The sequence below is a fragment of the Dactylosporangium sp. NPDC051541 genome, from assembly GCF_044454505.1.
Lineage (GTDB): Bacteria > Actinomycetota > Actinomycetes > Mycobacteriales > Micromonosporaceae > Dactylosporangium.
In genome coordinates this window covers 570,466-583,712 of the sequence record NZ_JBITDU010000004.1, presented here as the reverse complement: position 1 = coordinate 583,712, position 13,247 = coordinate 570,466, and the positions used below count along the sequence as shown (strand labels likewise).

General features: G+C 74.8%; 12 protein-coding genes. 9 read left to right on the top strand and 3 right to left on the bottom strand.

Annotated features, from left to right (window positions below; all coding sequences use genetic code 11):
- Positions 1-92: 92 nt before the first annotated feature.
- Positions 93-1,310, bottom strand: coding sequence for a benzoate/H(+) symporter BenE family transporter (locus ACIA8L_RS22200; protein WP_395907369.1), 1,218 nt, complete (start codon positions 1,308-1,310; stop codon positions 93-95).
- 57 nt (positions 1,311-1,367) lie between these two features.
- Between ACIA8L_RS22200 and ACIA8L_RS22195 the strand changes: the two genes are divergently transcribed.
- Positions 1,368-1,904: a helix-turn-helix domain-containing protein gene (locus tag ACIA8L_RS22195; RefSeq protein ID WP_395907367.1), complete on the top strand. Its 537-nt coding sequence runs from the start codon at positions 1,368-1,370 to the stop codon at positions 1,902-1,904.
- Here ACIA8L_RS22195 and ACIA8L_RS22190 read toward each other — a convergent pair.
- Positions 1,888-2,388, bottom strand: a complete 501-nt coding sequence (locus ACIA8L_RS22190; RefSeq protein WP_395907365.1) for an NUDIX hydrolase — start codon at positions 2,386-2,388, stop codon at positions 1,888-1,890. The two genes, ACIA8L_RS22195 and ACIA8L_RS22190, sit on opposite strands and share 17 nt — an antisense overlap.
- A gap of 105 nt (positions 2,389-2,493) precedes the next feature.
- Here ACIA8L_RS22190 and ACIA8L_RS22185 point away from each other — a divergent pair, with 105 nt between their 5' ends.
- The 8 genes from ACIA8L_RS22185 (at position 2,494) to ACIA8L_RS22150 (ending at position 12,968) form a co-directional block, all read left to right on the top strand.
- The gene (locus ACIA8L_RS22185) at positions 2,494-2,895 is read left to right on the top strand and encodes a chemotaxis protein CheW (protein ID WP_395907363.1); all 402 of its coding nucleotides are present in this window, start codon (positions 2,494-2,496) and stop codon (positions 2,893-2,895) included.
- Entirely contained in the window at positions 2,882-4,234 is a 1,353-nt protein-coding gene (locus tag ACIA8L_RS22180; RefSeq protein ID WP_395907361.1) for a CheR family methyltransferase, read from the top strand. The genes ACIA8L_RS22185 and ACIA8L_RS22180 overlap by 14 nt, the downstream gene beginning before the upstream one ends.
- Complete coding sequence (locus ACIA8L_RS22175) at positions 4,231-4,800, top strand: chemotaxis protein CheW (RefSeq protein WP_395907359.1); 570 nt, start codon at positions 4,231-4,233, stop codon at positions 4,798-4,800. Before ACIA8L_RS22180 ends, ACIA8L_RS22175 begins: the two co-directional genes overlap by 4 nt.
- A gap of 8 nt (positions 4,801-4,808) precedes the next feature.
- Positions 4,809-6,287: a methyl-accepting chemotaxis protein gene (locus tag ACIA8L_RS22170; RefSeq protein WP_395907356.1), complete on the top strand. Its 1,479-nt coding sequence runs from the start codon at positions 4,809-4,811 to the stop codon at positions 6,285-6,287.
- The gene (locus tag ACIA8L_RS22165) at positions 6,284-8,332 is read left to right on the top strand and encodes a response regulator (protein ID WP_395907354.1); all 2,049 of its coding nucleotides are present in this window, start codon (positions 6,284-6,286) and stop codon (positions 8,330-8,332) included. The genes ACIA8L_RS22170 and ACIA8L_RS22165 overlap by 4 nt, the downstream gene beginning before the upstream one ends.
- Positions 8,329-9,417 (top strand): chemotaxis-specific protein-glutamate methyltransferase CheB, encoded by a 1,089-nt coding sequence (cheB, locus tag ACIA8L_RS22160; protein ID WP_395907352.1) that lies wholly within the window; start codon positions 8,329-8,331, stop codon positions 9,415-9,417. The genes ACIA8L_RS22165 and cheB overlap by 4 nt, the downstream gene beginning before the upstream one ends.
- Positions 9,399-11,336, top strand: a complete 1,938-nt coding sequence (locus ACIA8L_RS22155; protein WP_395907349.1) for a response regulator — start codon at positions 9,399-9,401, stop codon at positions 11,334-11,336. The genes cheB and ACIA8L_RS22155 overlap by 19 nt, the downstream gene beginning before the upstream one ends.
- A gap of 147 nt (positions 11,337-11,483) precedes the next feature.
- Positions 11,484-12,968 (top strand): DEAD/DEAH box helicase, encoded by a 1,485-nt coding sequence (locus tag ACIA8L_RS22150; RefSeq protein ID WP_395907346.1) that lies wholly within the window; start codon positions 11,484-11,486, stop codon positions 12,966-12,968.
- A 30-nt stretch (positions 12,969-12,998) separates the two neighbouring features.
- Here ACIA8L_RS22150 and ACIA8L_RS22145 read toward each other — a convergent pair whose 3' ends face one another.
- Positions 12,999-13,244, bottom strand: a complete 246-nt coding sequence (locus ACIA8L_RS22145; RefSeq protein WP_395907344.1) for a hypothetical protein — start codon at positions 13,242-13,244, stop codon at positions 12,999-13,001.
- Positions 13,245-13,247: the final 3 nt, after the last annotated feature.

Genomic DNA, 13,247 nt, shown 5'->3' with positions numbered 1-13,247 from the left:
CGAGTGCGCGGCCGAGCATGCCCAGCGGCGTGGCAACCACCGGGCCGGTGCGGCGCCGTCGGCGGTACCGGTTCGAGCGTTGTCATCGTGGGTCAGCGGGTGGCTGGGGCCTCGGTGGGCGCGGTCGGGTTCCGGGCTGGAGCGGGCTCGGGCCGGCGGCGGCGGTACAGGAGGAGGGCGGTCAGGCCGCCGGTCAGGAGGCCCCAGAACGCGGAGCCGATGCCCAAAATTGTTGTGCCCGACGCGGTCACCACGAACGTCACGACCGCGGCCTCGCGGCCCTCGGGCTCGGTGACGGCTGAGGCCAGCGCGGAGCCGAGTGCGGGTAGGAGTGCGAGACCGGCGACGGCGACGACCAGGATCGGTGGGGAGAGCAGGACCAGGGCCATCGCCAGGGAGGCGCCCAGGCCCAGGGCCAGCTGGCCGGTGCCCAGCGCGACCGTCGCCACCCAGCGGCGGCCCGGGTCGGGGTGGGTGTCGGGGCCGGCGGTCAGGGCGGCGGTGATGGCGGCCAGGTTGACCGCGTGGCCGCCGAACGGGGCGGCCAGGGCTGAGGCCAGGCCCGTGGTGATGAGGATGGGGCGTAGGGGTGGGGTGTAGCCGTTGGTGGCCAGTACCGCCAGGCCGGGGACGTTCTGGGCGGCCATCGTGACCAGGAACAGGGGTATCGCCAGGCTTACCGCCACGGACAGGTTCACGGTTGGTGTTACGAGGACCGGGGTTGGGCGTAGTGCGGCGTCGGCCAGGGAGCCGCCGGGGCCGTGTACGGCGATCGCGGCCACGGCGGCCAGCAGGGCGCCCGGGACTGCCCATTGCCTGGCGAAGCGGAACAGGATCGCCCATGTCAGGACCACCGGGGTGGCCAGGAGGGGCAGGTCGACCATCGCGTGCACGGGGGCCAGGCACAGGTTCAGGATGACGCCGGCCAGCATGGCTCCGGCTATCGGGCCGGGGATGGCCGCGATGGCCCTCGTCAGCCACGGCAGGAGGCCGGTCAGGACCATCAGGGCGGCGCTGATCAGGAAGGCGCCCACCGCCGCCCGGAAGCCGCCCGGGACCGGGCCCGTCGCGGCCAGGAGGGCGGCGCCGGGGGTGGACCAGGCGATCGCGATCGGCATGTGGTAGCGCAGGCTCAGCCACACGGCGGCGGTGGCTATCGCCACGCACACGGCCAGGAGGCCCGAGGCGGCCTGGGCGGGGGTTGCGCCCACGGCTCGCAGGCCGGCCAGGACGACCGTGAACGAGCTCGCGTAGCCGACCACGGCGCTCACCAGGCCCGCCAGGACGGTGGGGAGGAGATCGCGGCGCATGAAAGTGAAGACGCCCCTTCGCGGATCGTTCCGTAAACGGAACGCCACAATAACCACATGGACGCGGGCGCGACAAGTGTGGGGGAGCGGCTGCGGCGGATGCGCGAGCAGCGGGGGCTCTCGCTGTCCGCGCTCGCGCGGGCGGCCGGGATCGGGAAGGCGACCCTGTCGGGGCTGGAGCACGGGACGCGCAACCCGACGCTCGAGACGCTCTACGCGGTCGCCGGAGCATTGGGAGTACCACTGACGGCTCTGGTTCTGCATCCCGGGGATCCGCCCGCCGCCGCGGTGGACGTCCGCGGGGCCGCCGTGACGGCCACGCTGCTCGAGGTCTTCGACGAAGGGGGCGTGACGTTCGAGCTGTTCTGGATGCTGGTGCGGCCCGGGGTCGCGCAGCACTCACCGGCGCACGCGGCCGGCGTGACCGAGCACATCACGGTGTACCGCGGCGTGCTGCGCACGGGCCCCCAGAGCGCGCCGATCGGTGCGAGTGCGGGGGAGCACGTCTCGTTCCGGGCCGACGTGCCGCACCTCTACGAAGCGGCCGGGCCCGATGACGTCGTGGCGAGCCTGCTGATCAGATCGCCGCGCTGAAACCCGACCACGGGCCGGGGCCGTCCGGCCCGGTCAGTGCCGCGATGACCGCGCGCAGCTCCGGCGGCTCGAGGCGGCCCTCGAGGGCGTCGAGGCCGGCCGGGTCCAGCCAGGCGTGGCCGTGCAGGCTGCCCACCTCGTCCGGCAGCAGCGCGGTCTGACCCAGCGGCGGCCGGTCGCCGTCCAGGCGGGCCAGGAAGAACTGCTCCGGGCCGACCTTGTGCTGACGGTTCCAGTACATGTCACGCTCGACGACCACGTGGCGGTCCAGCACCGCCGCCGGGTCCAGGCCGGTCTCCTCGGTCAGCTCGCGGCGGGCCGTGTCGAACGGGGTCTCGCCGGGGTCGATCCCGCCGCCCGGCGGCTCCCACAGCCACGTGCCGTCACCGGGGTCCCGCCAATGCAGCAGCAGCACCCGCTGTGCGGCGTCGAGGCACACGATGCGCGCGGCCGGCCGGTGCGTGGGCTCGTCTTCTGCGGTCACGAAACGGCAGCCTATCGGGCGCAGTGGTTCCCGCAAAACCAGCAAATGCCGCGATTGCCGACATATCCTGTGGCCAGCGCGGGTGATCAAGGGCGGTGACGGGGGATGCAGGACCAGCTCATCTTCGGCGTGGGGCGGCTGCTGTGCGCGCTGCCGCTCGCCGACGTCGTCGAGACCGTGCGGCCACTGCCGGTCCAGCCCCTCGCGGACGCCGGTGGCGGGCTGCTCGGCGTCGCCGTGATCCGCGGCGCGGCCGTCCCCGTCATCGACACCGCCCGGCTGCTCGGCGACTACGCGAGCGAGCCCAGCCGGTTCGTGACGGTCGAAGCGCCGAGCGGTACCGTCGCGTTCGCCACCGGCCCCGTCCTCGGCGTGCGCTCCGTGCCGCGCTCCGCGGCCCACCCCGCGCCCGACGGCGGCGCGCTGATCGACGCCGTCGGTGTGCTGGACGGGCAGCCGCTGCTGTTCCTCAACCCGGCCGGAGGTGGTCTCCGTGCCGCGGCGTGAGGGCGCGAACTCGGTCCAGCGGCTGCGGGCCCTGCTCGCCGAGCGGCTCGGGATGGCGTTCGACGACAAGAAGGACGGGCTGCTCGGCGAGGTCCTGCAGCAGCGGGCGACGCAGCACGGGCTGACCGACCGCGGGTACCTCGACCGGCTCACCACCGCCTGGACCGCCGAACTGGCCGCCCTCGCCGAGATGCTGACGGTCAACGAGACGTACTTCTTCCGCAACGTCGAGCAGTTCGAGGCCCTCGCCGACATCGTGCTGCCGGCCCGGCTGCGGGCGCAGGCCCAGCGGCGGCGGCTGGAGCTGCTCTCCGTCGGCTGCTCGACCGGCGAGGAGGCCTACAGCCTGGCGATGGTCGTCGCGGGCCGGGTCCCGGAGTCCTGGGACACGACCATCATCGGACTCGACGTGGACCGGGGCGCACTGCGAAAGGCGATGAGCGGCCGGTACTCCGAGTGGTCGCTGCGCGAGACGCCCGAGAACGCGAGGCTCAAGTGGTTCCGCGCGGCCGGCGACGGCGTGGAGATCGACGCCCGGCTGCGCAAGCGGGTGCGGTTCGTGGAGCACAACGTGGCCCGCGACGACCCCGTCCTGTTCGCGCCCGGCCTCTACGACGTGGTGTTCTGCCGCAACCTACTCATGTACCTCACCCCCGACACCACCCGCACGGTCATCGAGCGCATCACCAGAAGCCTGGCCCCCGGCGGGTACCTGTTCCTCGGGCACACCGACACCCTCGGCGCCCGGCCCCAGGGCCTGCACGTGCACCACTCCCACGGCACCTTCTACTACGAGCGCGAGGAGCGGCCGCAGCGCGTCCTCGAGCCGCATCCGGCGGTGCGACCCCGGCCCCGGGAGCGGGCCCTGGCGCTGCTGCAGCAGGAGCGGTTCGGCGAGGGGCTGCAGGTCCTCGACGCGATCACCGGCGCCGAGGCCGACCGGCCCGAGACCTGGCTGGTGCGCGGCTGCCTGCTCGTCGGGCTCGGCGACACCGGGCGGGCGGCGGAGCTGTGCCGGCGGCTGCTGGAGCGCGACGCGCTCTACGCCGACGCCCACCAGCTGCTGGCCGACTGCCACGAGGGCGACGAACAGCACGACGCCGCCCGGCACCACCACCGCGTGGCCGCGCAGCTCGATCCCGACTTCGCGATGCCCCGGCTGCGGCTGGGGCTGCTCGCGCGGCGCCTCGGCGACCGGCGGACGGCCGAGCAGGAGCTCGACAGTGCGGTACACCTGCTGCGTCTGGAGACGGACGAGCGCATCGCGCTGTTCGGTGGCGGGTTCGGGCGCAGCGCCCTGATCGCGCTGTGCCGGGCCGAGCTGGCGGCCGTCTCGTGACCGTCACGGCGCCGGCCCCGCAGCCGGCGCGCCTGGAGCGGCGCCTCGCCGAACTGCGCGACGAGTTCGACCGCTCGTTCGCCGACCCGCCCCGCAGCGCCGTCGCCGGGCACGACGACCTCCTCGCGATCCGGGCCGGCGGGGTGCGGTACGCGCTGCGGCTGACCCAGGCCGCCGGCCTCTTCCCGGACCGGCCCGTGACCCGGCTCCCCGGGCCGCTGAGCGCCCTGCTCGGCGTGGCCGGCTTCCGCGGCGCGATCGTGCCCGTCTACGACCTCGCGGCCGTGCTCGGCACCGGCGGCACACCCCTGGACGGCGGGCCGCGCTGGCTCGTCCTCGCGGCCGGGACCCCACCCGTCGCCCTGGCCTTCGCCGAGCTCGACGGGCACCTGCGCATCCCCAGCGACGGGCTGATCGAGGAGGCCAACGGGCACGGCCCGCACGGGTGCCTGCGCGGGATCGTCCCGCTGCCCGACGGCGCCCGCCCCATCGTCGACGTGCCGGCCGTGCGGTCGGCCGTGCGGGCCGCGGTCGAGGCCGTGACCCGCTTCAATGAGGATCGATAGGCAGCGACATGGCGCGAAAGTGGACGTTCGGACAGCGGCTCGGCCTGGGCTTCGTGGTCACCACGATGCTGACGACGATCACCGGCGTGGTGACGATCTGGGCCCTCACCACCGTCGTCGAGGGCAAGGACAAGGTGATCGACGTCGGCGTGAAGGGCCTGGCCGCGGCCCAGGAGCTGCGGACCGCGGTCGAGGCCAAGAGCAGTGCCGGGCGGGCGTACCTGCTCACCGGCGACCAGCGCTACAGCCAGCAGATCACCGCCGCCCGCAACCAGTTCGCCAACGCCTCCGGGCGGATTCGCGACGTGCTGGCCACCCCCGAGGAGCGCGACCTGCTCGACCAGGCCGTCACGGGCGAGCAGCGCCACCAGGACGTGCTGCAGAACGTCATGGTCCGCCGCGACCAGCCCGGCGCCGACCTCGACGAGGTCAGCAAGGCGTTCGAGGACAGTGTCGTGCCGCAGCGCGACGCCGTCGACCGCGAGATCACCGCCCTGCTCACGCTGCTCAACCAGGACCTGCGCACGAGCCGGGACGCCGCCTCGAGCCGGGCCACCGTCGCCATCGCCGCCGTGATCACCCTCGCCGCGGTCTCCGTCGCCTTCGGCATCGTCAGCGGGCTGCTGCTGGTCCGCGCCCTCAGACGCCAGGTCGCCGGCACGGTCGGGCACATCCGCAGCTCCTCGGCCCAGCTGGAGGCCGCGGCGGCCCAGCAGGCGACCGGTGCCCGCGAGCAGGCGACCGCGATGAGCGAGATCACCACGACCATCGAGGAGCTGCTGATCACCTCCCGGCAGATCGCCGACGGGGCCCAGCGGGTGGCGAAGATCGCCGAGGAGACCGCGACCGCGGCCGGCTCCGGGGACTCCACGATCGAGGAGGCCCGCGCGTCGATCGCCGCGATCCGCCAGCAGGTCGACCTGATCGTGCAGCACATGCTCGAGCTCGGGCAGCGCTCGCAGCAGATCGGCGGCGTGGTCGACCTCGTCTCCGAGCTCGCGGAGCAGACGAACATCCTGGCCATCAACGCGACGATCGAGGCGTCCGGGGCCGGTGAGTGGGGCCGCCGCTTCGCGGTCGTCGCCGACGAGATCCGCAAACTCGCCGACCGTACCGCCGGCAGCGCCAAGGAGATCCGCGCGCTCATCGACGACGTGCGCGGCGCCGTCAACACCACCGTCATGGCGACCGAGACCGGGGCCAAGGCCGTCGACGCCGGTGCCCGGCAGTTCACCGCCGTCACCGCGTCGTTCCAGCAGATCGCCGACCTGGTCGCGACGACGACCGAGTCGGCCCGGGAGATCGAGCTGTCGACCAAGCAGCAGACGACCGCGGTCGAGCAGGTCAACGTCGCCGTCAGCGACACCGCCCGGGTCACGCAGGCGACCGAGACCAGCGCGACCCAGACGCGGCAGACGGCCGAGCATCTGACCGGCCTGTCCACCTCGTTGCTGCGGCTCGTCTCGGCGGACAACGGCACGTCATGACGGATCGGGATCCGCTTCGGTACTTCCGCGTCGAAGCCCGCGAGCTGGTCGACCAGCTCGCGCTGGGGGTGCTGTCGCTGCAGGACGGCTCCTCGGACTCGGTCGCGGCGCTGCTCCGGCACGCGCACACGTTGAAGGGCGCGGCCCGGGTGGTGCGCCAGGCGGCCCTCGCCGATCTCGCCCATGCGCTCGAGGAACTGCTCGTGCCGTACCGGGACGGGGGGTCGCCCGCGGCGGTCATCGGCGATCTGCTGCCGCTCACGGATCAGATGTCGGCGCTGGTGGCCGAGCTCGAGCAGCCGGTGCCGTCGGCGACGGCGGCGGTGGAAGCCGGCGCCGGCCAGGCCGACATTTCGGAAATGTCAGAAATGTCGCACGAGCCGGACCGCGACGCCACCGCGGACGTCGACGAGCTGCTCGAAGCGGTCGACGAAGCGCACGCCCGGTTCGCCCCGCTGCGCCACCACACCGCCGTCCTGGAGCGGGTCCGCCGCGCCGCCGAGGCCCTCACCGAACAGCTGCGCGGCGACAAGGGCGCGGTCCGGGCCGGTGCCCTCGCGGCCGACCTGACCGCCCTCGGCCGCCGCCTCACCGAGACCGTCGAACAGGTCGCCCGCGAGCTCGACGACATCCGTGGCCGGGCCGAGCGGCTGCGCCTGGTCCCCGCGGCGACGGTCCTGAGCACGCTGCACCGGGCCGTGTACGACGTGGCCAGCACCGAGGGCAAGACCGTGCGGTTCGACAGCGCCGGCGGCGACCTGCGCCTCGACCCGCACGTGCTCACCCAGGCCGGCAACGCGCTGCTGCACGTGGTCCGCAACGCGGTCAGCCACGGCGTCGAGCCGGAGGCGGAGCGGATCGCGGCCGGCAAGGCGCCGCAGGGCCGGGTCAGCGTCGACGTCCGCCGCCGCGGGCGGTTCGCGGCGTTCCGCTGCCGCGACGACGGCCGCGGCTTCGACCTCGACGCGGTGCGCCGCCAGGCCGAGCGGCGGGGCCTGGTCCCGTCCGGCGCCGAGGCCGACGTGCGCGAGCTCATGCAGCTGCTCATGCAGGGCGGTATCTCCACGTCCGAGCAGGTCACGGGCGTCTCGGGGCGGGGCATCGGCCTGGACGCCGTCCGCGACGTCGCGGAGAAGCTCGGCGGGGACGTGTCGGTGAGCACCGAGCCTGGGCGCGGTACCACTGTCGAACTGGTCGTCCCCCTCGCCCTGGTCTCCCTCTCCGGGCTGGTCGTCCACGCCGGCGGGGTCCTCGCCGCGCTGCCCCTCGACGCCGTGCGCACCTGCGTGCTGCTGCCCGAGGTCGAGATGTCGGCCGCGTCCGCCGCCGGGGCCCTGGCCCACGACGGCCGGGTGCTGCCGTTCCTGCCCCTGGCCCGGGTCCTCGCGCCGGAGTCGGGAGCCGGCGGCGACGGCCGCGCGGTCGCGGTGGTGCTCGCGGCCGGCGACGAGATCTTCGCCGTCGGCGCCGACCGGCTCCTGGGCACCTCGACGCTGGTCGTGCGGCCGCTGCCGGAGCTGGCCCCGGCGGCGGCGGTCGTCGGCGGGGTGTCCATCGACGCCGAGGGCAACCCGCGGATCGTGCTCGACCCGGCCGGCCTGGCCGCGTCGGCCGGGGCCGCGGGCAGCGTCGCGCCGCCCTCCGTGACCGGGCCGGACGCGCCCGACGAGCCGGCCCCGATCCTGGTGGTCGACGACTCGCTCACCACGCGCATGCTCGAGCGCAGCATCCTGGAGTCGGCGGGGTACCGCGTGGAGCTCGCCGCCTCCGCCGAGGAGGCCCTGGAGCGGGCCGCCCGGCGCCGCTACGCGCTGTTCCTGGTCGACATCGACATGCCCGGCATCGACGGGTTCACGTTCGTCGAGCGGACCCGGGCCGACCCCGAGCAGCGCGGCGTCCCGGCCATCCTGGTCAGCTCGCGCGCGTCCGCCGAGGACCGGCGCCGGGGGCTGGCCGCGGGAGCCTCGGCCTACATGGTCAAGAGCGAGTTCGACCAGGAGGAGCTGCTCGGGCACATCCGTGAGCTCGCGGGGGCGCCGGCATGATCAGAGTGCTCATCGTGGAGGATTCGCCGACGGTCCGCGCCTGCCTGCGCGAGGCCCTGACGTCCGCGGACGGCTTCGAGATCGTGGGCGAGGCAGTCGACGGGGCCCAGGCCGTCGACCTCTGCCGGCGGCTGCGGCCCGACGTCATCACCATGGACGTCATGCTGCCGATCATGACCGGCCTCGTGGCCACCGAGCAGATCATGGCGGTCGCGCCCACGCCCATCCTCGTGGTCTGCTCGGCCGACCGGCGCGAGGTGTTCACCACCTACGACGCCCTCGCCGCGGGGGCCGTGGACGTCCTCGAGAAGCCACGCGGCGACGCCGCCGACGACACCTGGGGGCAGCGGCTGCGCACCGCCGTCCGGGTCGTCTCGCGCATCCGCGTCGTCACCAAACGCCTGGCCGGCCCGCCCGCCACCGTCCCGGCCGCGCCCGCGCCGTCCGCCGCGGGGTCGCTGCGCGCGGTCCTCATCGGCGCGTCGACCGGCGGCCCCGGCGCCATCGTGTCGCTGCTGCGGGCGCTCCCGGCCGGGTTCGCGCTGCCGCTGCTGTATGTCCAGCACCTCTCGGCCAACGAGTCCTTCGCGCAGGCGTTCACCGGCTGGCTGGCCGAGCAGACCGGGCTCGTCATCGCCTACGCCCGCGGCGGGGAGGCCCTCGCGTCCCTCGCCGGCCGGGTCACCATGGCCCCGCCGAACCTGCACTTGCTGGTGCGCGGCGGGCACCTGCACCTCAGCGCGGCCGCGCCCCGCTACTCGTGCCGCCCCTCCGTCGACACGCTCTTCGAGTCCGCGGCCGCCGACCTCGGCCGGGCCGCGGCCGGGTGCCTGCTCACCGGCATGGGCCGGGACGGCGCCGACGGCCTGCTCGCCCTGCGCCGGGCCGGTGCGGTCACGTTCGCGCAGGACGCGGCGAGCTGCGTGGTGTACGGGATGCCGAAGGAGGCCGTCACCCTCGGCGCCGCCGCCGAAGTCCTGCCCCCGGAGCAGATCGGGAGCCGGCTGGGCGCCCTGGCCGGTGCGGCCGCGCGCCCCGGGACCGCCGGGCACGAGGGGAGGGTGGCATGGCGAACACGGTTCTGATCGTCGACGACAGCCTCACCGTCCGGATGGACCTGCACGAGGCGTTCGAGGACGACGGCTTCCGCACCGTCCTGTGCGCCGGGGTCGGCGAGGCCCTCGAGGCGGCCGACGCCGAGCAGTTCGACGTCGCCGTCCTCGACGTCCGCCTGCCCGACGGCGACGGCGTCGAGCTCCTGCGCAGCCTGCGCGCGCACCCGCGCCACGCCGACGCCGTCGTGCTGCTGCTGTCCACCGAGGCCGAGGTCCACGAGCGGCTCCGCGGCCTGCGCACCGGCGCCGACGACTACGTCGGGAAGCCGTACGACGCCGCCGTGGTCGTCGCCCGCGCCCGCGACCTGCTGCGCCACACGCCCGACAGCGAGAACCGCCGGCTCGTGCTCGTCATCGACGACAGCCGCACGTTCCGCGAGATCCTCCGCCAGCACCTGGTCGAAGCCGGCTACGAGGTGGCCACCGCGGTCAGCGGCGAGGAGGGGCTGCGGGTGGCCGGGGTACGCCCGCCCGACGCCATCATCGTCGACGGCGTCCTGCCCGGCATCGACGGCGCCACCGTCATCCGCCGCATCCGCCTCGACGCGGCCCTGCGCAACGTGCCGTGCCTGCTGCTGACCGCCTCCGTCGACTACACGACCGAGCTGCAGATCCTGGAGGCGGGCGCGGACGCGTTCGTGCGCAAGCAGGAGGACCTGGCCGTCGTCCTGGCCAAGCTGGCCGCCATCCTGCGCAAGAGCGCGGCCGCCCTCCCGCTGCCCCCGCCCGAGGCCGGCAGCGCCCGCCCGGCCCGCGTGCTGATGGTCGACTCCGACAGCCGCTACCTCGAGTCGATGACGGCGCTGATGCACGAGGACGGCTACGAGGCCGTGCTCGCCCGCTGTGCCGATGACGCGCTCGCCATGCTGGCCGTGCAGCCGGCCGACTGCACCGTCATCGACCTGCACCTGCCCGAGATCGACGGCCGCGAGCTGTGTGACCGCATCCGCGCCGTGCCGGGCCTGCGCGACATGCCGGTCATCATCGTCGGCCACGACGACGTGCTGCTGGAGTGCCTCGCCGCCGGGGCCGACGACTACGTCCGCCGCGGTGACGGTACCGCCAGCCTGCGCGCCCACGTCCGGGCCCACCTGCGCCGCCAGCACCTCCACGAGCAGAACCGCCGGATCCGCGACGAGCTGGTCCGCCGCGAGATGGAGGCGGCCGAGGAGCGCGCCGCCCGCCGCTTCGCCGAGGCCCGGGCCGAGCTGGTCGAGGAGCTGGAGTGGCGCAACCGCGAGCTGGAGGCGTTCAGTGGCTCCGTGTCGCACGACCTGCGCTCACCGTTACAGACGATTTTGTCGTACAGCGAGCTGCTGGCCGAGGACGCGACCGGCGAGACGGCCACCCACCTGGCCCGCATCTACGGCGCGGCGACCCGGATGAACGCGCTCATCGAGTCGCTGCTGCAGCTGGCCCAAGCCAACCGCGGCCAGATCTCGAGCCACCCGGTGGACCTCTCCGCCCTCGCCGAGGACGTGGTCGACGAGCTGCGCCAGCGCGACCCGGACCGCAAGATCCACGTGACCGTCACGGCCGGGATGACCGCGGCCTGCGACGGCGACCTGGTCCGGGCCGTCTACACGAACCTGGTCGGCAACGCCTGGAAGTTCACCACCCGCACCCTGGACCCGGCGATCGACATCGGCCGCGACGGCGGCGTGTACTTCGTCCGCGACAACGGCGCCGGCTTCCCCGCCGACCGCGCCGAGGAGCTGTTCCGCCCCTTCGGCCGGCTGCACGACGCCTCGGAGTACCCTGGCACCGGCATCGGCCTGACCACCGTCCAGCGCATCATCGACCGCCACGGCGGCCAGGTCTGGGCCACGAGCGAGCCCGGCCGCGGCGCGACGTTCTCGTTCACCCTGACGGCCGAGGACCGCCGCTGACCGGGCCATCCGGGGTCGGTGGCGGGTTCAGGTATACTTGACCTACGGCCTCTCCCCACGACTGGCCGGTTTCGATGTCCACGCCGCGCGTCGCGACCCGCACGGTCAGCGCCGGGCGGGACGTCCCCTTTGACGTTCGGAGCCCTTATGGCGGCACGCCGCCCTGCACAGACCACCACCACCGATCAATCCACCTTCGCCGGCCTCGGCGTGCCCGCCCCGCTCGTGCGGGTGCTGACCGCGGCCGGGGTGGAGCGGCCCTTCCCGATCCAGGCCGCGACCCTGCCCGACGCACTCGCCGGCCGCGACGTGCTCGGCCGGGGCCGCACCGGCTCGGGCAAGACCTACGCCTTCGCCCTCGCGGTGCTCACCCGCCTGGCCGCCTCCGCCGCGCCCCGGCGTCCCGGCCGGCCCCGGGCGCTGATCCTGGCCCCCACCCGCGAGCTGGCCGCCCAGATCCACGCCGTGATGGCGCCGCTGGCCGCGGCCCTGTCGCTGCGCACCGCGATGGTCTTCGGCGGCGTGGCCGCCGGGCCGCAGGCGGCCGCCCTGCGGGCCGGGGTCGACGTCCTCGTGGCCTGCCCGGGCCGCCTCGCCGACCACATCGCGGCCGGCCGCGCCAACCTGGACGCCGTCGAGGTCACCGTGCTCGACGAGGCCGACCACATGGCCGATCTCGGCTTCCTGCCGGTCGTCCGGCGGCTGCTGGAGCAGACCCCGCGCGGCGGGCAGCGCCTGCTGTTCTCGGCCACGCTCGACGCCAGCGTCGACGTCCTGGTCCGGCAGTTCCTGACCAACCCGGCCGTGCACAGTGTCGACTCGGCCCGATCGCCGGTCGCCACGATGGAGCATCACGTCCTGCACGTCCGGGCCGACGACCGCTTCCCCGTCCTCGTCGAACTGACCGCCGCGCCCGGGCGGACCGTCGTGTTCACGCGCACGAAGCGCGGCGCGAAGGCCCTCACCCGGCGGCTGGTCGAGGCCGGCGTGTCCGCCGTGGAGCTGCACGGCAACCTCGCCCAGGTAGCCCGCAGCCGCAACCTCCGGGCGTTCTCCGAGGGCGACGTGCGGACCCTGGTCGCCACCGACATCGCCGCCCGCGGCATCGACGTCGAGCACGTGGCCCTGGTCGTGCACGCCGACCCGCCGGCCGAGCACAAGGCCTACCTGCACCGGTCGGGCCGGACCGCCCGGGCCAGCGCGCCGGGCACGGTCGTCACGCTGATGACCGACGGCCAGGCCTCCGACGTCCGGGAGCTGACCCGCAAGGCCGGCATCGCCGCGACCACCACCCGGCTGCGGCCCGGCGACGCGCTGCTGCGCACCCTGGCCCCGGGCGAGCGCACGCTGGTCCCGCCGGTGGCGCCGGTCGCGTCCGAACCGGCCGGCTCGGCCCGCCAGGCACCGGCGGGCGGCGGCGGCCGGCGTCGGCGCGGTGGCCAGCAGCCGGCCCGGACCGCATCGGCTCGGACGGCATCGGCCCGGACCGGGTCGGCTCGGACCGGATCGGGCCGCACGGCAGCCGCACAGCCCGCATCGGCCCAGAGCGCGGCCGCACCCGCGGTGGCGCGAGCCAGTGCGGCCGACTTCTCGGCCCGGGCCCGGCCGGGCTCACGCCGGCGGAAGGCCTGAACGTCACGGCGGCGGCCGGTGGTGGGGGCGTTACCGCCGGCCGGCCGCGCGGATCTCGGCGGCGACCGCCGGGGGCATCGGCACCGGCGGGCCGTTCGCGATGAAGTCACCGATCGCCTGACTGCCGATGCCGTAGTCGCCGCCATACCCGGCGTCGCCGCAGAACCCCCGGTAGTCCAGGCGGTCGCCGGCGCTGCTGACCGTGACCGTGACCGTGCCGCCGCAGCCGTCGCGGCGCGAGCAACAGCCCGACTCCCACGTCCAGGACCTGGCCATCCG